The 21,499-nt window shown below is 59.9% G+C and carries 22 protein-coding genes and 1 pseudogene; 11 read left to right on the forward strand and 12 right to left on the reverse strand.

Features of this window, described 5'->3' with window-relative positions; all coding sequences use genetic code 11:
* Positions 1-177: 177 nt before the first annotated feature.
* Positions 178-831, forward strand: a complete 654-nt coding sequence (locus JFU37_RS06385) for a COG3650 family protein (RefSeq protein ID WP_201114170.1) — start codon at positions 178-180, stop codon at positions 829-831.
* A gap of 95 nt (positions 832-926) precedes the next feature.
* On the forward strand, positions 927-2,540 hold the full coding sequence (locus JFU37_RS06390; protein ID WP_201114172.1) for an NAD(P)/FAD-dependent oxidoreductase: 1,614 nt from the start codon (positions 927-929) through the stop codon (positions 2,538-2,540).
* A 117-nt stretch (positions 2,541-2,657) separates the two neighbouring features.
* On the opposite strand, the gene JFU37_RS06395 is transcribed toward JFU37_RS06390, so the two are convergent.
* Positions 2,658-3,752 carry a PLP-dependent cysteine synthase family protein gene (locus tag JFU37_RS06395; protein ID WP_201114174.1) on the reverse strand — a complete coding sequence of 365 codons (1,095 nt, stop codon included), beginning with the start codon at positions 3,750-3,752 and terminating at the stop codon, positions 2,658-2,660.
* A gap of 238 nt (positions 3,753-3,990) precedes the next feature.
* On the opposite strand from JFU37_RS06395, the gene nhaA reads away from it, so the two are divergent.
* From nhaA to JFU37_RS06410, 3 genes are all read left to right on the forward strand, one after another.
* On the forward strand, positions 3,991-5,178 hold the full coding sequence (gene nhaA, locus JFU37_RS06400) for a Na+/H+ antiporter NhaA (RefSeq protein WP_201114175.1): 1,188 nt from the start codon (positions 3,991-3,993) through the stop codon (positions 5,176-5,178).
* Between the two features lie 121 nt (positions 5,179-5,299).
* A complete protein-coding gene (locus JFU37_RS06405) occupies positions 5,300-6,526 on the forward strand; it encodes an S-type pyocin domain-containing protein (RefSeq protein ID WP_201114177.1) in 1,227 nt (408 codons plus the stop codon).
* A 7-nt stretch (positions 6,527-6,533) separates the two neighbouring features.
* Positions 6,534-6,788 carry a colicin E3-like toxin immunity protein gene (locus JFU37_RS06410; RefSeq protein ID WP_201114179.1) on the forward strand — a complete coding sequence of 85 codons (255 nt, stop codon included), beginning with the start codon at positions 6,534-6,536 and terminating at the stop codon, positions 6,786-6,788.
* Positions 6,789-6,888: 100 nt separating this feature from the next.
* Here the strand turns inward: JFU37_RS06410 and JFU37_RS06415 are convergent, their stop codons facing one another.
* Entirely contained in the window at positions 6,889-7,353 is a 465-nt protein-coding gene (locus JFU37_RS06415) for a glycine zipper 2TM domain-containing protein (protein ID WP_201114188.1), read from the reverse strand.
* 167 nt (positions 7,354-7,520) lie between these two features.
* On the opposite strand from JFU37_RS06415, the gene JFU37_RS06420 reads away from it, so the two are divergent.
* Positions 7,521-7,757 carry a hypothetical protein gene (locus tag JFU37_RS06420; protein WP_201114190.1) on the forward strand — a complete coding sequence of 79 codons (237 nt, stop codon included), beginning with the start codon at positions 7,521-7,523 and terminating at the stop codon, positions 7,755-7,757.
* Positions 7,758-7,762: 5 nt separating this feature from the next.
* Here the strand turns inward: JFU37_RS06420 and pdxH are convergent, their stop codons facing one another.
* From pdxH to dinG, 5 genes are all read right to left on the reverse strand, one after another.
* Positions 7,763-8,410, reverse strand: a complete 648-nt coding sequence (gene pdxH / locus JFU37_RS06425; protein WP_201114192.1) for a pyridoxamine 5'-phosphate oxidase — start codon at positions 8,408-8,410, stop codon at positions 7,763-7,765.
* A 26-nt stretch (positions 8,411-8,436) separates the two neighbouring features.
* Positions 8,437-9,426: an OmpA family protein gene (locus tag JFU37_RS06430; RefSeq protein WP_201114194.1), complete on the reverse strand. Its 990-nt coding sequence runs from the start codon at positions 9,424-9,426 to the stop codon at positions 8,437-8,439.
* A gap of 115 nt (positions 9,427-9,541) precedes the next feature.
* Entirely contained in the window at positions 9,542-10,687 is a 1,146-nt protein-coding gene (locus JFU37_RS06435) for a serine hydrolase (protein WP_201114196.1), read from the reverse strand.
* A gap of 184 nt (positions 10,688-10,871) precedes the next feature.
* On the reverse strand, positions 10,872-13,382 hold the full coding sequence (locus JFU37_RS06440) for a beta-galactosidase (protein ID WP_201114198.1): 2,511 nt from the start codon (positions 13,380-13,382) through the stop codon (positions 10,872-10,874).
* Between the two features lie 95 nt (positions 13,383-13,477).
* Positions 13,478-15,622 carry an ATP-dependent DNA helicase DinG gene (gene dinG, locus JFU37_RS06445; protein WP_201114200.1) on the reverse strand — a complete coding sequence of 715 codons (2,145 nt, stop codon included), beginning with the start codon at positions 15,620-15,622 and terminating at the stop codon, positions 13,478-13,480.
* Positions 15,623-15,721: 99 nt separating this feature from the next.
* Between dinG and JFU37_RS06450 the strand changes: the two genes are divergently transcribed.
* Positions 15,722-16,186 carry a CopD family protein gene (locus JFU37_RS06450; protein ID WP_201114202.1) on the forward strand — a complete coding sequence of 155 codons (465 nt, stop codon included), beginning with the start codon at positions 15,722-15,724 and terminating at the stop codon, positions 16,184-16,186.
* A gap of 143 nt (positions 16,187-16,329) precedes the next feature.
* On the opposite strand, the gene JFU37_RS06455 is transcribed toward JFU37_RS06450, so the two are convergent.
* The 4 genes and pseudogenes from JFU37_RS06455 to JFU37_RS06470 form a co-directional block, all read right to left on the reverse strand.
* Entirely contained in the window at positions 16,330-17,088 is a 759-nt protein-coding gene (locus tag JFU37_RS06455) for a collagen-like protein (RefSeq protein WP_201114204.1), read from the reverse strand.
* Entirely contained in the window at positions 17,081-17,359 is a 279-nt protein-coding gene (locus JFU37_RS06460; protein WP_201114206.1) for a DUF1145 domain-containing protein, read from the reverse strand. Before JFU37_RS06460 ends, JFU37_RS06455 begins: the two co-directional genes overlap by 8 nt.
* Before the next feature lie 148 nt (positions 17,360-17,507).
* A pseudogene (locus JFU37_RS06465) lies at positions 17,508-18,036 on the reverse strand (OmpA family protein).
* A gap of 89 nt (positions 18,037-18,125) precedes the next feature.
* The gene (locus tag JFU37_RS06470; RefSeq protein WP_201114208.1) at positions 18,126-18,821 is read right to left on the reverse strand and encodes an OmpA family protein; all 696 of its coding nucleotides are present in this window, start codon (positions 18,819-18,821) and stop codon (positions 18,126-18,128) included.
* Positions 18,822-19,012: 191 nt separating this feature from the next.
* Here JFU37_RS06470 and JFU37_RS06475 point away from each other — a divergent pair, with 191 nt between their 5' ends.
* The 4 genes from JFU37_RS06475 to JFU37_RS06490 all read left to right on the forward strand — a co-directional run bounded on the left by JFU37_RS06475 (position 19,013) and on the right by JFU37_RS06490 (position 20,814).
* Positions 19,013-19,510, forward strand: coding sequence for a DUF6231 family protein (locus JFU37_RS06475; RefSeq protein WP_201114210.1), 498 nt, complete (start codon positions 19,013-19,015; stop codon positions 19,508-19,510).
* A gap of 4 nt (positions 19,511-19,514) precedes the next feature.
* Complete coding sequence (locus tag JFU37_RS06480; RefSeq protein ID WP_201114211.1) at positions 19,515-19,991, forward strand: YchJ family protein; 477 nt, start codon at positions 19,515-19,517, stop codon at positions 19,989-19,991.
* Positions 19,992-20,113: 122 nt separating this feature from the next.
* Positions 20,114-20,608 carry an LEA type 2 family protein gene (locus JFU37_RS06485; RefSeq protein WP_201114214.1) on the forward strand — a complete coding sequence of 165 codons (495 nt, stop codon included), beginning with the start codon at positions 20,114-20,116 and terminating at the stop codon, positions 20,606-20,608.
* Positions 20,605-20,814: an SEC-C metal-binding domain-containing protein gene (locus JFU37_RS06490; protein WP_201114216.1), complete on the forward strand. Its 210-nt coding sequence runs from the start codon at positions 20,605-20,607 to the stop codon at positions 20,812-20,814. The genes JFU37_RS06485 and JFU37_RS06490 overlap by 4 nt, the downstream gene beginning before the upstream one ends.
* Positions 20,815-20,944: 130 nt before the next feature.
* On the opposite strand, the gene JFU37_RS06495 is transcribed toward JFU37_RS06490, so the two are convergent.
* Complete coding sequence (locus JFU37_RS06495) at positions 20,945-21,496, reverse strand: cysteine hydrolase family protein (protein ID WP_201114218.1); 552 nt, start codon at positions 21,494-21,496, stop codon at positions 20,945-20,947.
* Positions 21,497-21,499 lie beyond the last annotated feature (3 nt).

The raw sequence follows: 21,499 nt of genomic DNA on the forward strand, positions 1-21,499 counted from the left end.
GTTCCGACGAAGGACGTTAACGATGACTGGGCTGTCTGGATGAACGCGGCGCCTTCACGTTTTTCGCGAGCAAGCTCGCTCCTACAGGTTGATCGACGTGCCTAAATCAATAGTCCGCGGGGTTGTGATGAACGGTCAGGCTGCGTAACGTGGCGGCACTTGTCTGGAGAGCCAAAGATGCGTGTTGCCCGTTCCTTAGTCCTTGTTGCCCTGCTTCCGCTGTTCGCCGCTTGCCAGTTGCTGGATGGCTCGCGTGAAAATGCGTCCCACGTGGGTCAGAGCCGTATGCAGGGCCAGTTGACCGCGGCGGACGGTAAATTGCTGTTTCAGCCCTGCCATGAACAGCGCAGCTACGTCGTCAATGACACCGGCGGCACCAGCATTCTGCAACAGGCCGCCACCCTGGCCGATGACCAAGGCAAGCTTTTTGCCGACATACGCGGGCGGGTCGTCGATAGCCGTCTCGACCTTGAGCAGCTGTACCGTGTCGAGCGTTCGGGCACCGCGTGCGACGATCCCAATTTCAAACTGCTGATCCTGCGCGCCGCCGGCCACTCGCCGGAATGGAACGTCAAGGTCAGCGGCAAAGGCATGGTCATCGACCGCGCCGGCCAGCCGCCATTGGCGGTGCCCTATGTTGAAGAGCAACTGGGCGATGGGCGTTTCAATCTCAGTACCGAAGCCAATAATCAGCGCATCGAACTGTGGGTCGCGCCGCAACGTTGCGTCGACAGCAGCACCGGCAGTGTTCAGCACATGAGCGCCGAACTGCGCATCGATGGCCAGGTTCAGCGTGGCTGCGGGTATTTCGGCGGATCGCGTGACGACTGATCGTTTTAGCCTCACTGGAATCATCCGTTGAGGCTTATAATCGCGGCCTTCAAACGCCTTGGCGCAGTTGTGCGCCCCGCGAACCGGATCCTGTCATGTTACGAATCACTGAACTCAAGCTGCCGATCGACCATCCCGAAGAAGACCTGCGCCCTGCCATTGTGCAGCGCCTGGGCATCGCCAGTGATGACCTGCTCGATTTCACCTTGTTCAAGCGCAGCTACGATGCGCGCAAAAAGTCCTCCGAACTGTGCTTCATCTACACCATCGACCTCACCGCCAAGGATGAGGCGGCGTTGCTGCACACGTTCGCCGATGACCGTAACGTCAACGTGGCGCCGGATGTCAGCTACAAAGTGGTCGGCCAGGCGCCGGCCGACCTGGAGCAACGCCCTGTCGTCGTAGGCTTCGGACCTTGCGGGATTTTCGCCGGGCTGCTGCTGGCGCAAATGGGCTTCAAGCCGATCATCCTCGAGCGCGGCACTGAAGTGCGTCAGCGCACCAAGGACACGTGGGGCCTGTGGCGCAAAAGCGTGCTCAATCCCGAGTCCAACGTGCAGTTCGGTGAAGGCGGAGCGGGAACATTCTCCGACGGCAAGCTTTACAGCCAGATCAAAGATCCGAAGTTCATCGGCCGCAAAGTCCTCCACGAGTTTGTAAAAGCCGGCGCGCCGGAAGAAATCCTCTACGTCAGCAAACCTCACATCGGTACGTTCCGTTTGACCGGCGTAGTGGAAAACATGCGTGAGCAGATTCGTGCCCTGGGTGGCGAAGTCCGTTTTCAACAGCGCGTTACCGATGTGTTGATCGAGGACGGCCAACTGGTTGGCGTCGAACTCAACGGCGGCGAGCAGATTCATTCGAAACACGTGATTCTGGCCCTCGGCCACAGCGCCCGGGACACCTTCCGCATGCTCCACGGCCGTGGCGTGTTCATGGAAGCCAAGCCGTTCTCGGTGGGTTTCCGCATCGAACACCCGCAGTCGCTGATCGACCGTGCGCGTCTGGGCAAATACGCCGGCCACCCGAAACTCGGCGCTGCCGACTATAAGCTGGTGCACCACGCCAAGAACGGGCGCTCGGTCTACAGCTTCTGCATGTGCCCGGGTGGCACCGTGGTGGCGGCGACTTCCGAGCCGAACCGGGTCGTGACCAACGGCATGAGCCAGTACTCGCGTAATGAGCGCAACGCCAACTCCGGGATCGTCGTCGGGATTACCCCGGAAGTCGATTACCCGGGCGGCCCACTGGCGGGTATCGAGTTGCAGGAACGCCTGGAGTCCCACGCCTTTGTGCTGGGCGGCAGCAACTACCAAGCCCCGGCGCAGCTGGTCGGTGACTTCATTGCAGGCACGCCATCCACCGAGCTGGGCAGTGTTGAACCGTCCTACAAACCGGGCGTTGCCTTAGGTGATTTGGCGCTGGCTTTGCCGGCATTCGCGATCGAAGCCATTCGCGAAGCCTTGCCGGCGTTCGAGAAGCAGATTCGCGGTTACTCGCTGCACGACGCGGTGTTGACCGGGATCGAGACCCGTACGTCGTCTCCGCTGCGGATTACCCGTAACGAATCGATGCAGAGTTTGAACGTGAAGGGCTTGTTCCCGGCAGGTGAAGGTGCGGGTTATGCAGGCGGGATTCTGTCAGCCGGTGTGGACGGGATTCGGATTGCAGAAGCCGTGGCCCGCGACATCCTTGGCCTCGAAGCCTGACACAAATCCCCTGTGGGAGCGGGCTTGCTCGCGAATACGGTTTCACATTCAACAGAGATGTTGACTGATCTACCGCTTTCGCGAGCAAGCCCGCTCCCACATTTGATCTATGGCGTGTCAGATGTTGGCGCGCAGCACGGTGGCTGGCAGCGGCTCGCCGCGCTCTACGCTCGCGGCAACGACAGCGATCAACCCACTCAACTCATACCCCTGCGCCTTGAGCCAATCCTGATTGTAGTAACTGGTCTCATAGCGCTCGCCGCCATCGCACAGAATCGCCACGATCGACCCCACCTCTCCCGCCACCGCCATCTGCTGTGCCGCCATCAAGGCGCCGATCAGGTTGGTCCCGCTCGATCCGCCAACACGCCGTCCCAAATGCTGCGCCAGGTAATGCATGGCCGCCAGTGACAGCGCGTCCGGCACCTTGACCATCGCGTCGATCACCTTGGGCAGGAACGACGCCTCCACCCGAGGCCGACCAATGCCTTCAATTCGCGAACCGTGGTCCAGGCGCAGGCTGGCATCGCCGGTCTGGTAGTAATCAAAGAACACCGAACGCTCGGCATCGGCGCACAGCACGCGGGTGCAATGCTGGCGATAACGCACATAACGACCGAGCGTCGCGGTGGTGCCACCGGTGCCGGGGCTGGAAATGAGCCAGCTCGGCTCAGGGTGCCGCTCGAAACGCATTTGATGGAAGATCGATTCGGCGATGTTGTTGTTCGCCCGCCAGTCGGTGGCACGTTCGGCGTACGTGAACTGGTCGATGAAGTGCCCGTCGTGCTCCCGGGCCAGGCGCTCGGATTCGGCGTAGATCTGCGTCGGATCATCCACCAGATGACTTTTGCCGCCGTAAAACGCGATCTGCGCAATTTTTTCTTTGGACGTGGTGGCCGGCATCACCGCAATGAACGGCAAGCCCAGCAAACGGGCGAAGTACGCCTCGGAAATCGCCGTCGAACCGCTGGACGCTTCAATCACCGGCGCACCGGGTTTGAGCCAGCCGTTACACAGCGCATAGAGAAACAGTGAGCGCGCCAAACGGTGCTTCAGGCTACCGGTGGGGTGGCTGGATTCATCCTTGAAATACAACTCGATGCCCGCAAAGCCTGGCAGCGGCAATGGGATCAGGTGGGTGTCGGCGCTACGCTGGAAGTCGGCCTCGATAATCCGGATGGCTTCGCGGGCCCACTGTCGGTTGTCGCTCATGGTGGTTTTCTCGTTGAGTCGGCCTTGTCGCAAGGCTCAGTCCATAAGCTTAGGAAAAATCCTACATCCCGCACAGGTACAGCTGGGCTTCAATACGCTGGGTAACTGCTAGGCTCAGGCTCTTGGTGATCATTGAGCTTGTAACGGTATATAACAAAAAAGAATATAACTTTTGTTTTAACAACTAACCGTACGGGTTAGGGTGTTCCACCTTTTGATTAATCGATGGAGAGCGACCTTGCCTCTGCGTAGCACTTTCACGCGTTTCTTTCAGTTGGAAGCTGCCAGCGGTCTGTTACTGATCGCCGCCGCAGCCCTGGCTTTGATCATCAACAATTCCCCGCTGTCGTGGCTCTACAGCAGTTTCCTGGACACCCCGGTGGTGGCGCAGATCGGTGCGCTACAAATCGCCAAACCGGCGCTGCTGTGGATCAACGACGGCCTGATGGCGATGTTCTTCCTGCTGATTGGCCTGGAAGTGAAGCGCGAAGTCCTCGACGGTCAGCTGTCGAAACCTTCGCAGGTCGTCCTGCCCGGCGCCGCGGCGATTGGCGGCATGGTCGTGCCAGCGTTGGTTTACTGGTTTTTCAACCGCGATAATGCCGCCGCCCTCGGTGGCTGGGCCATTCCCATGGCCACCGACATTGCCTTCGCCCTCGGTGTACTGGCCCTACTGGGCAAACGCGTGCCGGTGTCGCTGAAGCTGTTCTTGATGACCCTGGCGATCATCGACGACCTGGGCGCGATCATCGTCATCGCCATTTTCTATTCAGGCACGCTTTCGACCCTGTCGCTGGCCTTGGCCGGCGCGTGCATCGTGGCGCTGATCGCGATGAACCGACTCGGCGTGGTCAAGCTCGGGCCGTACATGATCATCGGTTTGATCCTCTGGGTGTGTGTGCTCAAAAGCGGCGTCCACGCGACACTGGCCGGAGTCACCCTGGCCTTTTGCATTCCTCTGCGCACGAAAAATGCCGAGCCGTCGCCCCTGCTGACCCTCGAACACGCCCTGCACCCATGGGTGGCGTACGGCATCTTGCCGTTGTTCGCCTTCGCCAACGCCGGGCTGTCCCTGAGCGGCGTGACCGTCGACAGCTTCACCCACCACGTCCCCATGGGCATCGCCGTTGGCCTGCTGCTGGGCAAGACGCTCGGCGTGTTCGGCCTGACCTGGCTGGCCGTGAAAATCGGCATCGCCGCCCTGCCCCAAGGTGCCAATTGGGGCCAGGTGCTGGGCGTGGCGATCCTCTGCGGGATTGGCTTCACCATGAGCCTGTTTGTCGGCTCCCTGGCATTTGAGCCCGGTGTCAGTGATTACGCGGGGATGGATCGGATGGGGATTTTGACCGGTTCGATATTGGCCGCGTTGATCGGATATGCAGTAACGGCGGCAGCCAGTCGCAAGAGCGCTGCACTGCAATCCTGAGTGATAGGGAACACTCTTAGCGTCATTCAGGATTCGTCCTACAGCCACGATTAGCCACGTTCGTTAACGTCGTGCAGCCCATTTCTCAAGGGCTGTCGACGTACGAACGCAAGGAAGATCCGTGGCAGGCAACAAGGAAGTCCCCAGGGTTAAAAACCCGCCGTCCGGCGACGGACATCACGTCACTCACCGCTTCATGACGGCCACCGAACTGGCCGAGCGGGACGCCCGACAAAACGCCTACGACGCCATGCTTGTCAGGCAAGATGCCTTCGAGCGCGGCCGTCAGGTCTTGGCAGAAAGGCAAAAGCCCATTCAAGCCGGATGCGTCTTCGCCAAGTCATGCAATCTGCCGGACGCCATCATCGATTACTCGAATCCTTCGGGGATGGTGCCCACCGACAGTCTCAAGGACTACGGTGAAATTGCCTGGCTTGGCGCTCGCAAAGCAGATGATGCCGGCCTGCTGAACCTGGAGACGATCAGCGGAACGACCGTTTCGCTTGGCATTGGCCGACTTGCGCTGCGCTTCCCGGCTCTCTCCATTCCAGTCGCAGCATTAGGCGCTGCCAGCACAGCTGCGCTAGCCGGCCTGGCCGCGATTTTCTGGGTACCCAGCCTGGGCGATAGCGCCCTCTACACCGAAGACCAGCTCCGAACCCTGAAGCAAGCCCGAACCCGGGTTCGACTCAGCGTCGAGCAACAGGCTGACGGTACGCTCAAAGGCTACGGTTTCTACACCGGCAAGCACCGCGATTGGGAAATGGTTGATGTCGTGCAGTTCACCTTGCGCGGCAGTCAACAGGTGGCTGACCTTGGTGACGGCATTGAACTGATCTGGACTCCAGCTGAGGATGGCTCCGACATCCTCGGCATCCCCAAACTGGAAGCCGCCCCGCAAGCACCGCACATCTGGGTTTACCCGCCGACTAAAGCGGCTGACGGCATCATCGTGAACCCGGTTTATCCGCCTGAGTACAAGGATTTCATTCTTGTGTTTCCGGCGGATTCAGGTGTGAAGCCGCTATATGTTGTGGTCAGCGCGCCTCGTAAAGGCTTGCCAGCAGCCGGTCACAGTTATCATCCAGCACCAAAAACTGAGGAGATCAGTGCATTTCCTGGCCTAAAAAAAACCAAGAAAAAGAACCCCATTGTAGGAGGTGGAGGTCTTAGAGAACGCTGGACTGATGCGAAGGGCAAAACGATCTACGAGTGGGATTCTATGCATGGTGAGCTGGAAGCATATCGCGCAAGCAATGGGAGCCATCTGGGAGCATTTGATGCCATAACAGGTGAGCGACGCGATGATGCTAAAAACGAAAGAAACATCAAGAAAAAATACTTGTGAGGCGAAGATGGGACTGAAACTGAGACTGGAGTGGTATGACAAGCAAACCGAACTTTGTCAGGGCGAAGAGTCCTCCAAAGACTTAGGCGACGATGAATCAATACTTGATTCTCTCGGCATCCCTGTCGAAAACAATATCAACAATGGAGGTTTTGATGTTGCCAACCATTGGATCGAAATTATTCAGCCTCACTTTCAGCACTCTATTGTGTTGGCCACCTACGATTACCAGATCGCTTTCGACTACCGTGACAGTTGGTAACTCTATTTTGATTTTGACCTCCCCAGGCCACAGACATCATCCCAAAAAGAAAACCCCGACCAGTCACCTGATCGGGGTTTTCTTTTACCCGTTATCCCGCTTAGTGCGAAACGCGGCTCGTGCCATTAACCGTGGCAATCCGCACGCGCTCGCCAACACGGAACACCTCGTTTTCCTGAACCTGTTGCACGTAGGCGCGCATGCTGCCGTCGTCTTCGCGCACGGTGATTTCCACGCCTTGGGTGCGGGTCAGGCCTTCTTCGGCCGCAGAACCTACGAGGCCACCGGCGACTGCGCCGATGACTGCAGCAACGATGCTGCCTTTACCGCCACCGATGGCGCTACCGCCGACACCGCCCACGACGGCGCCAGCCGCGCCGCCGATTGGGGTTTTGGTGCCTTCGATTTTGACCGGGCGGAGGGATTCGATGGTGCCCATGCGAACGGTCTGAACGCGACGCGCTTCGTCACGGGAGTAGGAGTCACCGGTCAGGCTCGATTGGCAGCCAGTGAGCAACATCGCCATCGTGGAAAAGGAAGCAACCAGCAGAACAGACTTACGCATAGCATCAACTCCAAAGGACAAGTGTCCATTAAACTCCGCAGCTTGACGCCTGTCACGGCGTCGCCCGGATAAAAGTGTTTTGATTCAGGCTCGGTACAGGCGACTCCACGAGCTCGACACACAGTAGCGGCAAATTCTGCAATCTGCGCCACTGCATAAGGATTCTCATGGATTATTTTATCATTGTCGTCACCACTGTCGCCGGTCTGTACTTCCACGGGTGGCTGTACGTGCGGATCAAACGCTGGATGGACCGCGACCTGGCGTTAGCCCTTGCCGGTAAAGACGAACACAAAAAAGTGTTCATGCTCCAGCAGTTGGCGAACGCTCAAGCGCAGAAAATCAAGCGTCGGGACCTGCCTCAGTGGCTGGAGGCCGCTGCGGCAGGCTATCCCGGTCGGTAAACTGTTTAGGGTGCCAGACGTTCAAGCATCCAGTCAGCGCCCTGTAAACGGTAGTTGAGGCGGTCGTGCAGACGGCTCGGACGGCCCTGCCAGAATTCGACACGCTCAGGTAACAAACGATAACCGCCCCAGTGCTCCGGGCAATGTGGCTGGGTATCGCTGAAACGTTGCTCGGTGTTCTTGAGCAGCGCTTCAAGCTCACCACGATCGGCGATCACCCGGCTTTGAGGTGAAGCCCAGGCACCGAGACGGCTGCCCAGAGGCCGGACTTGATAATAAGCGTCGGACTCCTCGGGCGTTACCTTCACCACCCGACCTTCGATGCGCACCTGGCGCTCCAGGGTCGGCCAGAAAAAGGTCATGGCCGCGAACGGATTCGCCGCCAGATGCTGACCCTTGGCGCTCTCGTAGTTGGTAAAGAACGTGAAGCCCTGCTCGTCCAGGCCCTTGAGCAGCAGAATGCGGCAATGCGGCCGACCGTCCTGATCGACAGTGGCCAAGGTCATGGCATTCGCCTCCACCGGCGCCTGTTCGGTTTTCACCGCGTCGGCAAACCATCGATGGAACAGCGTGAACGGCTCGCCCGGGGCTTGTGCCTCGGTCAGGCCATCACGGGTGTAATCGCGGCGCATATCAGCCAGGGCCTTGGTCATGTGGCGCATTCCTTTTGGTTAACGAATCACTGCTTGGTGGTGTCAGCGGCGACGGCGGGTTTCTTCGAGTCGTCAGTGGCTTTGGCCGGAGCAACCTTTTTCGCCGGAGTCGCCTTTTTAGCAGGTGCCTTCTTGGCCGTGGTTTTTTTGGCCGGGGCTTTTTTCGCAGCCGGTACAGCCGCTTTTTTCGCGGCTGGCGCAGGCGTAACAGGCGCGACCGCCGGCTTGACATCCTGCACCGCGACCATGCGCACCGGCGCCGGGGCTGGCATGTTGTACTTGCTCAGCAAGGCGACCATGGTGTTTTGCGGGGTCACCAGCAGTTCGACGCGGCGGTTCAAGGCTCGGCCTTCAACACTGTCGTTGGCGGCACGCGGTGCTTCACCGCCCATGCCACGCAGCATCAGGCGATCACGCTGCAGGCCGCTAAGACGGAAGATCGCAGCCACGGATTGTGCACGCTCCTGGCTCAATTTCACGTTGGCCGGCGCGTCACCGGAGGTGTCGCTATGACCGAGGACCAGCACGGCTGTTTTCGGATCGACTTCAAGGATTTTCGCGACGCGAGTGAATGGACCCAGCGTCACCGGCAGCAGCATGGCTGGACGTTTAGGGTTGAACGAGCCTTCTACCGGCGCAATGACCACCAATACGTTGTCACGGCGTTCGACTTGCAGATTGCTGTCCTTGACCGCTTCGCGCAGACGCGGCTCGTAGTCGTCGAGCCAGGCTTGGGTCACTTTAGGGTCAGGCATCGGCACCGCTTTGGCGGTGGATTGGTCTTTACCACCGAACGGCCACCACCATTTGCTACCTGTGTCAGCCTCAGCCTTGGCCACTGGCGCCGTGACGGCAGGTTTCAGGGGTGCCGGGGCCGGAGCAGGGTCTTTAGACGCGACCTTGTCGGAGGAGCCGAACGGCCACCAGCTGCCGCCGTCTGTGTCATTTTTTGGGGTTTGTGCGCAACCGGTGATAGCGAAGCACAGTGCCAAAGCGAGGGTTGGTTTGGTTGACATTGGATATCCACAAAAAATCAAGAAATGAGAAATCAGGCCGGACTGGCCCCGCAAAACAGATGCTTTGAATCCGAAAAGGCTTCCGGGTTCCGGTTCTGGAACCCTTGAGCGAGATTTACAGACAAGTGGCCAGTACTCGCACAAGCCTTTGTGCGCGCGGATCCATCAAGACGTACGGCCCCAGTGTATTTGTCACAAAACCGAAGGCGACATCGTGTTCCGGGTCAGCAAACCCGATGGAGCCACCGGCGCCCGGATGGCCGAACGCCCTTGGGCCCAGGCCGTAGGTTGCGTTGGGCACGTCCGGTTGATCGAGCATGCAACCCAGGCCGAAACGGGTCCGGGTCAGTAAAGTCTTGTCCTCGCCAACGCTGTGTTCGCGCGTGAGCTCGTCGAGCATTTCGCTTTCCAGCAGGCTGCCATCGAGCAGACCGGCGTAGAACCCGGCCAGACTGCGAGCATTGCCATGGCCATTGGCGGCCGGCTGCTGCATTCGTCGCCACTCAGGTTTGTTGGTGCTGGTCATGATCGAGGGCGGGTTAGTGAAGGCCCGGGTGGTCATGGCCGTCGGCTCGCGCATAGTCACTTGCAGCAAGCGCTGGGCGGCAGCATCGCCGACGTTGCCCTTGCCACGGGCGATATGCGCCACGCGATGGAACTCTTGATCCGCCAGACCGACATGAAAATCCAGCCCCAACGGCTTCGCGACCCGAGCCACGATGGACTCTCCCGGTCCGCGACCGTCGGCACGGCGCAACAACTCGCCTACCAGCCAGCCATACGTGATCGCCGCATAACCATGACCTTCGCCCGGCGTCCACCACGGCGATTCAGCGGCCAGGGCATCGACCATGGTTTGCCAGTCGTAAAGCGCTTCGGGTGCGAGCAATTCGCGCAGCGCCGGCAAACCGGCCTGATGGCAGAGTAATTGGCGTAGCGTCACGGACTCTTTGCCGGCGGCGGCGAATTCGGGCCAGTAGCGTGCGACCGGTGCATCCAGTTGCAGCTTGCCTTCGGCGACCAGTTGCAGCGCGGTGACGGCGGTGAAGGTCTTGGTGCAGGAAAACAGGTTAGCGATGGTGTCGCTGTGCCAGGCCTCGGTGCCGTCCTTGTCGGCGGTGCCGGACCAGAGGTCGACGACTGTTTCACCGCCGATCTGGATGCACAACGCTGCGCCACGTTCCTGAGGATCGTCGAACAGCGCCGCGAAGGCTTCGCGAACTGCTTCGAACTTAAGCTCGTAATGACCCTGAATCTGCACCCGCAACTCCCTCGGATAATCGTTCTACAAAGTGGCCGGCATTGTTCCAGCCATTGAAGGTTTTGGGAACAGGGGCGGGCTGGGCGGTAAAACCTAAGGTCAAAAGATCGCAGCCTTCGGCAGCTCCTACAGGGCGACACATACCCAATGTAGGAGCTGCCGAAGGCTGCGATGGCCTCAAATATTAGTGGCCATTGCCGGAATGCCCACCCGCATGGCCAGCGCCCTGCCCTGCGCCTTTGCCGGCATCGCCTTTTCTTGCCCCTTCGCCTTCATGGCTGGCTTTATCCGCTTCTGCCTTGGCCTTCTCCGCCTCTTTACCCAACTGATCGACAGTCGCCAGGTTGCTTTTACGCACGCTGTCGACGAAGCCCTGAAACGGCAGATCAGTAATCCCCACCAGGCCAAAGTGACCATTCTCGCCATCCAACAGACGGCCGGTCACCGGTTGATCGAGGTATTGGAACCAGTGCACACCGACAATCGACGGCTCACTGATCGCCTGTTTCAGGAAGTTGGCGTAAGCCGGGCCACGATCTTCTTCCTTGGCCAGTTGCGTCACGCCGCCCCAGAACGGGCCGCGATCAGTCGAACCGAAGTTGAACTCGGTGATCAGCACCGGTTTGTCGAGGCTGCGCAGTTTGGCGAAGTCATAACCGTCCTGCGGTTGCAGGGTGTACATGTTGAAGCTCAATACATCGCAGTATTGGGCGCAGGATTCAATCGCTTCCGGGGTGCTGATGGCAAAGCGACCGCCCAGCAACAACTGGTTCGGCGCGTGCCATTTGAGCGAGTCGGAGATGGTTTTGAAGTAAGTGTCGGCGAAGACCTTCTGGAAGTACTTGAAGTCAGCCTCGATTTCCGGGTGTTCGGCGCTTGGCAGCGGCGGCACGAAGCCCGGGTCTTCCATCAATTCCCAGGCCGGCAAGTCGATGCCCCAGGCCTTGGAAAGGCCCGCCTGATTGCGGTATTTGTCCCTCAGTTGCTTGAGGAACGCGCGTTTTGCCGGCACGTCGGTCGTCATTTTCAAGGTGCCGTAGGCCAGCGCATAGCGGGCCTTCGGGTCGTCACCGGGGCCGGCCCAAGCCAGTTCGTTGTCGGCGAAATAACCGATCAGCCACGGATCGTCGCGATGATCGCGGGCAGCGATGGCCACGGCACGTTCGGTGGCCATGGCGAAACGAGGGTCGAACGGGTCGGGCATGCCGCCCCACCAGTCGGTGCCGGTACTGATGCTGGCGTAATCGCCGACGATCGACAGCGGCAAGGTGTATGGCACGCGATCAGCGTTGGCCAGCACCGGCGCGCTCCAGTTGCCCAAGGTGTTGAAACCCCAGGCCTGCAGGCGATCAAGGGTGTGGCTGGCCCAGCGTTGTTCATCGACCACCGCTTTGCAGGGTTCGGCGGGCGTTTGCTCAGCCGCTTTCGCGACGGTCGCGTCGGCTGCGCCAACCTTGGCCGCCTCGGCGACACCGGATTCAGCCGTCGAAGGGGCGACCGGTTGCTCGGCGGCCTTCTGCGCTGTCGCCTCTACCGCATCGGCTTTGGCCGCTTCGGCGACGCCGGCCTTGGTACCGCTGCCCAATGCACAAGGGTTGCCAAACAGGCGCTGTAAATTGGCACCATAGAAGTCGTACCAGCGACCGGCGTTATAGCCACGGCCCTGATCGACGCCGTTGCCACCACGGTTATCGCCTTCACCATAGTGGCTGGCGAGTGGCTCATCGGGTTTGGGCAGGGATTCGAACATCCACTCGCGACCGGTGATGTAGGTCTGGTTGACGTCCGGGGTGACGGTGTTGACCCCCAACGAATAGAACGGGTGACCTTCCGGGGTCACCAGGTACCAGCGACCGTCACGTTTTTCAGTGCGGAAAAAACCGCTAGCCTTGAACGCCGGGCCTTTGTTCCAGCCGCCGAACTTGTCCAGCGATGACTTCCCGCGCTCGGCCAGCCAGGTTTTCAGTTGCTGCTGTTCTTTGGCGGCGGTGCTTTTCAGTTGTTCATCGCTGCTGACCTTTTCTGGCCATTTGGCCCGGGTGGATTGGCCGTAGGCGTCCACCAGAGCGCCATAAACCGCTGGGGTCACCGCGTCGCCATCCTGCACACCAAAGCGCTCCAACAGGATGCTCTGGGCGACTTTCGGCTGGTCCATCGATAAGGTCACCGACACCACCTGGTTGCGATCCAGCTCACCGGCGCTGCTGGCCAGCAACACGCGCTGACCGTCGACCGTCATCGGCATTGGTGGCCCGGCTTTCATGCCCTGGCTCAGCGGCGAACTCGCCACCAGCGGCACCAACAGGGTCTGCGCAGGGCCTGCCGGCAAGTCGACACGGCTGATCAGCGTTTTGCCGTCATTGCTCTGGATTTTCACGTACAGGGTCACGGCCCAGTCCATTGCGCTCTGGATCCGCAGGCTCATGGCGCTCGACTGCGACCAGTCCCAGGCGCCGGTTTGCGGGGTCAGTCGCAGCGTCGGTTGCGCCACCGGGTTGAATGTCACCCGGCGCAGCACTTCGCCTTCGGCTGTTTGCTCCGCATTGGATTGCGGCAAGCTGGCGTCCTGAGTTGCCACCTGGACCACATCGGCCGGACGCACAAAGTTGAACAGCGTCTGTTGGCCGGCAGGGGCCGCCAGCAAAGGGGCTGCGAACATCAGGGCAAAAATGGCGGGCAACGAACGGCGAATCATGAGAACGAAATTCTCCCTAACGACCAACAATGGCCAGTGGAAAAGCGATGGTAGAGAGATAGACAACGCGGCGGGCACATTTGCCCACCGGTGTATCAGGAAATTTCGCGACGGAATGGCGGCAACGCATTGAGGATCGCTTTGCCGTAGCGCTGGGTCACCAGGCGCCGGTCGAGCAAGGTGATGGTGCCTCGGTCCTCTTCGGTGCGCAGCAAGCGACCGCAGGCCTGGACCAGTTTCAGAGACGCATCCGGCACGGAGATTTCCATGAACGGATTACCGCCCCGGGCTTCGATCCATTCAGCCAGGGCGGCTTCGACCGGGTCATCGGGCACCGAGAACGGAATCTTGGCGATCACCACGTGCTCACAATACGCACCGGGCAAGTCTACACCCTCGGCGAAACTGGCCAGGCCGAACAGCACGCTGGAATCGCCGCCATCGACGCGCGCCTTGTGCTTGTTCAGGGTTTCCTGTTTCGACAGGTTGCCTTGAATGAACACTTGCTTGCGCCAGTCGCGGTCGAGGCCGTCGAACACGTCCTGCATCTGTTTGCGCGAGGAGAACAGCACCAGCGTACCGCGAGAGCCTTCCACCAGAGCAGGCAGATCGCGAATGATTGCGGCGGTATGGGCCGGCGCATCCCGCGGGTCGGCTTTCAGGTCCGGCACCCGCAGCACACCAGCATCGGCGTGATGGAACGGGCTTGGGACCACCGCCGTTACGGCTTTTTTCGGCAGCCCGGCGCGCATGCGGAAGCGGTCGAAAGTGCCCAGCGCCGTCAGGGTCGCCGACGTCACCAGCGCACCATAAGCCACGTTCCACAGATTGCGCCGGAGCATTTCCGCCGCGAGGATCGGGCTGGCGTTGACCTCGATATCGAACAACGAACCGCTTTCGGCCAGGGTCAGCCAGCGGGCCATGGGAGGGTTGTCTTCCGGATCTTCGGCGGTGAACGCGCCCCACAACTCCCAGTTGCCCGAAGAACGAGACAACAGGCTGCCGAACAGCGGATACCACTCTTCGGCCTGGTTGCTGGCGATGCCGATGTTGACCTCGCCATCCATGCCTTCCTTGAGCAATTCGGTGAGGCGGGTGAACAGGTCGGTCAGGCGGGCAAAGCCCTTCTTCAACTCGACACCCATTTCGCGCATGTGCTCGGGAACGACCCCGCCGACGAAGCGATGACGCGGCCGCTCACGACCTTCGACGTCTTCGCCGGGTTTGAAATCGGCCACCTGCTCGCACGCGGTGAACATGAACTGCTGCTGGGTTTTGATCTCACGGGCCAGTTCTGGCACCTGCTCGATCAACTTGCCCAGATCGCCCGGCAGCGGGTGCTGGGCAAGCAATTTGGTGAGGTTCTTGGCGGTGGTTTCCAGCCAGTCGGCGGTAGAGCGCAGGCGCGTGTAGTGGGCGAAGTGGCCGATGGCCTTGTCCGGCAGGTGATGGCCTTCGTCGAAGACGTAAATGGTGTCGCGCGGGTCCGGCAATACGGCACCACCGCCCAACGCCAGGTCGGCCAGCACCATGTCGTGGTTGGTGACGATCACGTCGACCTTGCCCATGCCCTCGCGAGCCTTGTAGAAGGCGCACTGGCCGAAGTTCGGGCAATGACGGTTGGTGCATTGGCTATGATCGGTGGTCAGGCGCGCCCAATCGGCGTCTTCCAGCGCGGTGGACCAGCTGTCGCGGTCGCCGTCCCATTTATTGCCGGCAAGCTTCTCGATCATGCTGGTGAATAGCTTCTGGCTGGCCTCATCGACTTCGATCTTGAAGCCTTCTTCTTCGAACAGCTGCGCGGTGGCGGTTTGTGCGTGGCCTTCCTGAAGCAACATGTCGAGCTTGGACAGGCACATGTAGCGCCCGCGCCCCTTGGCCAGGGCAAAGCTGAAATTCAGCCCGCTGTTGCGCATCAGGTCAGGCAAGTCCTTGTAGACGATCTGCTCTTGCAGGGCCACGGTGGCCGTGGCGATCACCAGGCGTTTGCCGGCAGCCTTGGCGGTCGGGATTGCCGCCAGGCTATAGGCCACGGTTTTTCCGGTACCGGTGCCGGCTTCCACCGCGACAATCGCGGGGTCGCCACTGCGCCGGCCTTCGTCGTCGGTGTCGATGTCACCGAGGACTTTGGCAATTTCGGCGATCATCAGACGTTGACCGTAGCGCGGCTTGAGGCTCTTGGCTTCGAGAAAACGCGAGTAGGCGCCCTGGATCGTGGTTTTGAGTTCGGTGCTGATCATGGATTGTCGGGCGCAAAAAACGCTGGATAAATTTTCAGTGGTTCGGTTCGGCGGCTATCATACCCCGCTAATTAGTCCCGCGCAGAACGGAGTACCTCAATGACACCTTTTGGCATCGTTTATACCCTGCATGTCCTGTCCGCCCTGGTATGGGTGGGCGGTATGTTTTTCGCCTGGATGGTCCTGCGCCCCGCCGCGATGAAAGCCCTGGAAGGTCCAGCCCGGTTGAAGCTGTGGGTAGAAGTGTTTCAAGGTTTTTTCCGCTGGGTCTGGGTGGCGGTGGTGCTTTTACCCATCAGCGGTGTGGGCATGATTCATCTGCAATACGCCGGTTTTGAAACCGCGCCGCGTTATGTTCAGGTAATGATGGGGTTGTACGTGGTGATGACCGCGCTGTTTATCCGGATCCAGGCGCTGATGTTGCCGGAATTGCGTACGGCGGTGGCCGCGCAGGATTGGCCAACGGGGGCTGCTGTGCTGGGGCGGATTCGAAAGTTGGTGGGCATCAATCTGATGGTGGGGTTGGTGCTGGTGGCGATTGCTGCGGCCCGGCCGATGTTTTAAAAGCATCGTCGGAACGCCGCCCGGAGCAAGCCCGCTCCCACAGGTTTTGAGTTGTTCACAAATGTGTTGAACGACTCAAAACCTGTGGGAGCGAGCTTGCTCGCGAAGACCATCGATCAGACGACACACATTTCAGAAACAGCTTACAACCGCTGAACCGTCACCGAACCTGCCGCGCCCGCAGGCCCTGGCTGGCCGTCAGCGCCTGGCTTGCCATTCTTGCCGCCATCGGCCTTGTAGACGAAACATCCCTTGGCTTTACCGCCCGCCCCCGGCTTACCACCAGGGCCGGCCACGCCACCTGCACCGCCAGTGACCTGAACCTTGATCTGTTCGGCCGGGAAATCTCGCGGCACTTCCAACCGAACCAGCGCCCCGGCTGCACCCGGTTGGCCATCACTGCCATCACTGCCGTCGGCACCGCGACCGGCCTGGCCCCAAGTGCAACCCGGCGCCTGACCATTGGCCCCATCGAGACCGACAAAACCCGGTGCGCCCGCGCCACCACGAGCGTCTACCAACAATTGCGGCGCCTTCAGGGTTTTAATTTGCAGATTCAGATTGCGCCCGGATCGGGCGGCCCGCAGATAAGTCCCCGGCGCACCGCGAGCGGTGATTTGGCTGCCTTCCGACAATTCGGCATGACTGACTTTCAGCGCCAGCGGCTGCTCACTCGGCACAATGGCGATCCGCGCTTCACGACCCAGGTGCAATTGGCCAACGGTGACTTCGGTCACGTTAGACGGGATCAGCAACGTGCCGTAGTCGGCGACTTCCAGACGTTCCAGCTGCAAGGTGCTGGCGGTGCTGGGCAAACGCATCAGGGAATTGGTTTCGACACTCACCACTTGGGCGCAGGCGAACGGGCTGATAAGCGCGGCGAGCAGACAGAGTTTATGCATGGGAAGCCTTAGGTACAGTCGGAGCGGGGATGGTTTGCAGGTGGAAAACGCCGAAAAAGACAATTGTCAGGCGATCTAACCAAGGGTGAGCGCGACCTTTGAGGGTGCGATTGCAGAACAGCACCTCAAGAAGATGAAGGCCCGCTAACAGGCCGCCGGCCACATTGAGCAAAAAATGCAGCGGATGGACAAACGGGATGAGCAGATTGGCCAGCACCACCAGCCAGAACAGCAGGGTCAACAGCTTCCCCAGCCACCAAAACACCTTCATACGCTCCCCCGCAGAGAATTATTATTTGCAAGCACAGTAACGGCTTCCATGCGGGATAAGCCAGAGGGCGACGGAAAATTCTTCATGCGGACTGCCGAATGGCCGTCGGAGCACCAGCACTTGTGATCCGACGGCTCTATCACGCGGCTCAGCGATTGATGTGCAACTCTACGCGACGATTTTTCGCGAGCCCTTCTTCGGTTGCGTTATCGGCCACTGGCTGACTTCGCCCTTGCCTTCACGGGTGAGTTTGTTCGGTTACAGGCCCCGGCTGAGCACACTCAGGGTGATACGTCCGTCTGCACAGGTTCGGCGGGCACGCTGGCCGGGGCCGGGGCCATGGCCTGCGGCAACGGGCAACCATGATGTTCGACAGGCGTATTGGCGGGCGTATCGGGGCAGCGATCACGTCGGTCGAAAACACCATCGCCATCTTCATCGCCATCCTGGGCGTAACAGATCAAGCCGCCTGTCAAGATCCCGAGCGCTGCTCCGCCGGCCGCCCAACCGCCACTTTCGATCGCACCCAAACCTCCGCCAACCAGCCCGCCGATGACGCTGCAGATCGGCCAGGTACGTTGATTGAGGGGGGCAGTGCCATCGCTGTGAGTAGCGCAACCGGTCAACAGGCTGCCAAGCAGCAGAACCGGCATGACGGTCCGTGTGAGAACACTCATGGTCAAAGCTCCTGTATTACCGGCCGCTGCCGGTTACACAGGAGTAAAGACCCGCATCCGCGACTGCACAAGCCGCGGATGCGAGGGCGCTAGCGGTCGATTTTGATTTCAGTACGACGGTTCAACGCGCGGCCGTCAGCGGTTTTGTTATCGGCAACCGGCTGGCTTTCACCGGCACCGGTAACAGACACGAATTCGCTGCGGGGTACGCCTTGGGAAATCAGGTACTCGACCACCGAGTGAGCGCGTTTATCCGACAGTTTCTGGTTGTAGGCATCACTGCCGACGCTGTCAGTATGGCCGGTCACTGTCAGTCGAGCCGTTGGGGCTTCCTGTTTCAGGCGAGTAGCGATCTTGTCGAGGACCTGTTTATCCGAAGCGGTGAGCGTAGCCTTGTCGAACTGGAAGTGAACATCGCGGATAACAATGACTTCTTCCTTGACCACCGCCGCCTCTTCGACCACTGGGACTGGCACAGGTGGAGGGCAACCGTCGGCATCGACTCTCACACCTCTAGGTGTATGCGGGCACTTGTCGCGACTGTCCGGTACGCCATCGCCGTCTTCGTCGCCATCACCGTGAACCCAGCAATAGGCCGCAGCCGTGCCGCCAACAAGCAGCGCGCCATACCCCGCCCATGATGAGCTTTCGGTCGCGCCGAGCCCTGCACCCACGACACCACCGACCGCCGCACAGGTCGGCCAGTCGGTTTTCTGCAAACCTGCGCAACCAGTCAACACACTGGTTAGCAGAACCAAGGGTAATGCTGTCCGAACTATGCTCATCTAGTTTTCTCCTGAGGGATCGGCTTAGAACCGATTCTGGTAGTAAAGACCCGACCTTTAATCTCCGCCAGCGATAGGCCACTGCTGTTTTTTCCTGTGTTCAACGGCGTTCGGTGCTTTTTTGAGTCAAGACGCTCTAGGCCCGAACCTTTGAGCAGGCTAGTCTTGGCACCTCTGATTGAGGATCTTCGATGATTGCAGGTATTTCTTCGCGTACCCCGCAGCAAGCGCTGGCCGCTTTGCTGGATCGTTACGCCCCCGCGCGTCTGTTGCTGATCGGCGCCAGCGAGTTCCCGGCACTGGAAGCGTTCAAGCTCGCGCACCCGGACAGCTGCGTTGCGCACGCGACGCCGGGCCCGTTGCCTGCCGAGTTGGCCGCACGCCGGTTTGACCTGGCGCTGGTTGTTGATTGCCTCGAACACTTGCCCAAACGCGACGGACTGAATTTGCTCGGAGGGATCCGCAACCTCAATGCCAGTCGCATCGCGGTGCTGGCGGACTTGCCGGCCAGCGGCTGGCAGGAAACCGATTTTTTCTCGCTGGCCCTGCAAGCCAGTGAGCGCTTCCAGCGCGATGATCAAGTGCTGACGCTGTTCACCTACGATCTACTTGACTACAAACAAGTGCCCGACTGGCTCAACGCTCGGTTTTGGGCCAATCCGGAAAACTTCGGGAAATATTGGTGGTAACGCAATGAGTACATCCATTTGCCCTTGCGGCAGCGGCACCCTGCTCGACGCCTGCTGCGGTCATTACCATGAGGGCCATCCGGCCCCCTGCGCCGAAGCCTTGATGCGTTCGCGCTACAGCGCTTACGTGTTGGGCCTGATCGACTATTTGGTGGCGACCACCCTGCCCGCACAACAGGCCGGCCTCGATCGTCAGTCCATCAGCGACTGGAGCGCGCAAAGCACCTGGCTGGGTCTTGAAGTGGAAAGCTCCGAGGTCTTTGGCGGACAGCCGGAACATGCGTTCGTCACCTTTACTGCGCGCTGGCATGACGGCAGTGGTGAACACAGCCATCGCGAGCGCTCCTCGTTTGTGCAGAACGCCGGCCATTGGTACTTCATTGACCCCACCGTGCCACTCAAGGCCGGGCGTAACGATGCATGCCCTTGCGCCAGCGGGCAGAAGTTCAAGAAGTGTTGCGCGGGGTATTTTGGCGCGTGAGATGACGCCAAAAGATCGCAGCCTTCGGCAGCTCCTAGATAGGAATGGCGTACACCCTGTAGGAGCTGCCGAAGGCTGCGATCTTTTAGGGCTAGACTGGGTCTCAAGGGAGAAACATCACCATGACCAGTCAACGGCACGCCTTACACCTCCTCACCCTGCTCCTGCTTCTGGGTCTCAGCGGTTGTGCGTCCTGGTTCGGCGACGATGAGCCGGAACCCCAAGTGCACCTGGTCAAGGTCGAAGTGGTGCGGGCCAAACTGCTGGAGCAAAAATTCCTGCTGCACTTTCGTATCGACAATCCCAACGACAGCGATCTGACCGTGCGAAGCCTGGAGTATCGTATTCACTTGGGCGACCTGCTACTGACCGAAGGCGAGCACGAGCATTGGTTTACAGTGGGCCCCAAGCGCAGCGCCTATTTCAAAGTGCCGATCCGCACCAACTTGTGGCCGAAGATCCGGGACGTGGTGAAACTGCTGAAAAAACCCGATCAGCCCATTCCCTATCGTTTGGAAGGTGAACTGGAAACCGGTTTATTCATCGCGCACTACGTGCACCTGGCGCGTAATGGCGTGATAATCCCCGCCGATTTAATTCCGGAGCAACACCGATGACTCAGCAACCCCATGTCCATGGCCCTGACTGCGCCCACGATCATGACCATCACGACCACCATGATCACGACCACGGCCATGTCCACGGCCCGAACTGCGGCCACGCTCACCAGGAACCGGTGCGCAACGCCCTGAAAGACGTTGGCCGTAACGACCCTTGCCCATGCGGCAACGGCAAGAAATTCAAGAAGTGCCACGGCGCTTGAGGCTTAGGAAGAATTTCTTCTTCGCCTGTTGAATTGCCTTCGCGAGCAAGCCCGCTCCCACAGGGTTTATGTCGATCACAAAACCAATGTGGGAGCGGGCTTGCTCGCGAAGACGGACTGATAGTCACCATCAGGTCAGGAACTGCGCAGTACTCGCCACAGTCGCATATTCCCCCTGCAAATTCCCCAACGACATCGCATGCACTTCCTCGGCTGAATGCGGGTTGCCGAAATAGTCGGCCTTGTCGAACGTAAAGCACGCATCCTCCGCCACCCACGCCTCAAACCCCAGATTACCGGCGGTTCGCGCCGTGGACTCCACCGAGTTGTGGGTCGCCACACCGACGATGACCAACTGATCGATCCCCGCCTCTCGCAACCTCGCCTCCAGCCCAGTCGCACAAAACGCATCCGGCACCTGTTTCTGGATCAACTGCTCGCCGGCCAATGGCTGGAATCGCTCCTGAAACTCAACCCCCGATTGCTGCGGCCAGAACACTGAATCAGGTGAGCGGGACAGGTGCTGCACATGAATCACTGGCCGCCGGGTCAGGCGCCAATGCCCAAGCAATTCGAGGATACGCTCCTCGGCCTGGGGATTATTTCGCCGACCGAGTTTGGGGTGCAGGATGCCTTTCTGTTGGTCGATGATGATCAGCGCTGCGTTTGTCTTAAGCTCCATGCC

The organism is Pseudomonas sp. TH41 (assembly GCF_016650695.1).
In the GTDB taxonomy this organism is placed as follows: Bacteria; Pseudomonadota; Gammaproteobacteria; order Pseudomonadales; family Pseudomonadaceae; genus Aquipseudomonas.

Bases quoted from the DNA above. Each gene is read 5' to 3' on its own strand.
- JFU37_RS06385 (WP_201114170.1), top strand. From the start codon at position 178: ATGCGTGTTGCCCGTTCCTTAGTCCTTGTTGCCCTGCTTCCGCTGTTC.
- JFU37_RS06390 (WP_201114172.1), top strand. From the start codon at position 927: ATGTTACGAATCACTGAACTCAAGCTGCCGATCGACCATCCCGAAGAA.
- JFU37_RS06395 (WP_201114174.1), bottom strand. From the start codon at position 3,752: ATGAGCGACAACCGACAGTGGGCCCGCGAAGCCATCCGGATTATCGAG.
- JFU37_RS06410 (WP_201114179.1), top strand. From the start codon at position 6,534: ATGGGACTGAAACTGAGACTGGAGTGGTATGACAAGCAAACCGAACTT.
- JFU37_RS06415 (WP_201114188.1), bottom strand. From the start codon at position 7,353: ATGCGTAAGTCTGTTCTGCTGGTTGCTTCCTTTTCCACGATGGCGATG.
- JFU37_RS06420 (WP_201114190.1), top strand. From the start codon at position 7,521: ATGGATTATTTTATCATTGTCGTCACCACTGTCGCCGGTCTGTACTTC.
- pdxH (WP_201114192.1), bottom strand. From the start codon at position 8,410: ATGACCAAGGCCCTGGCTGATATGCGCCGCGATTACACCCGTGATGGC.
- JFU37_RS06430 (WP_201114194.1), bottom strand. From the start codon at position 9,426: ATGTCAACCAAACCAACCCTCGCTTTGGCACTGTGCTTCGCTATCACC.
- JFU37_RS06440 (WP_201114198.1), bottom strand. From the start codon at position 13,382: ATGATTCGCCGTTCGTTGCCCGCCATTTTTGCCCTGATGTTCGCAGCC.
- dinG (WP_201114200.1), bottom strand. From the start codon at position 15,622: ATGATCAGCACCGAACTCAAAACCACGATCCAGGGCGCCTACTCGCGT.
- JFU37_RS06450 (WP_201114202.1), top strand. From the start codon at position 15,722: ATGACACCTTTTGGCATCGTTTATACCCTGCATGTCCTGTCCGCCCTG.
- JFU37_RS06455 (WP_201114204.1), bottom strand. From the start codon at position 17,088: ATGCATAAACTCTGTCTGCTCGCCGCGCTTATCAGCCCGTTCGCCTGC.
- JFU37_RS06460 (WP_201114206.1), bottom strand. From the start codon at position 17,359: ATGAAGGTGTTTTGGTGGCTGGGGAAGCTGTTGACCCTGCTGTTCTGG.
- JFU37_RS06470 (WP_201114208.1), bottom strand. From the start codon at position 18,821: ATGAGCATAGTTCGGACAGCATTACCCTTGGTTCTGCTAACCAGTGTG.
- JFU37_RS06475 (WP_201114210.1), top strand. From the start codon at position 19,013: ATGATTGCAGGTATTTCTTCGCGTACCCCGCAGCAAGCGCTGGCCGCT.
- JFU37_RS06480 (WP_201114211.1), top strand. From the start codon at position 19,515: ATGAGTACATCCATTTGCCCTTGCGGCAGCGGCACCCTGCTCGACGCC.
- JFU37_RS06485 (WP_201114214.1), top strand. From the start codon at position 20,114: ATGACCAGTCAACGGCACGCCTTACACCTCCTCACCCTGCTCCTGCTT.
- JFU37_RS06490 (WP_201114216.1), top strand. From the start codon at position 20,605: ATGACTCAGCAACCCCATGTCCATGGCCCTGACTGCGCCCACGATCAT.
- JFU37_RS06495 (WP_201114218.1), bottom strand. From the start codon at position 21,496: ATGGAGCTTAAGACAAACGCAGCGCTGATCATCATCGACCAACAGAAA.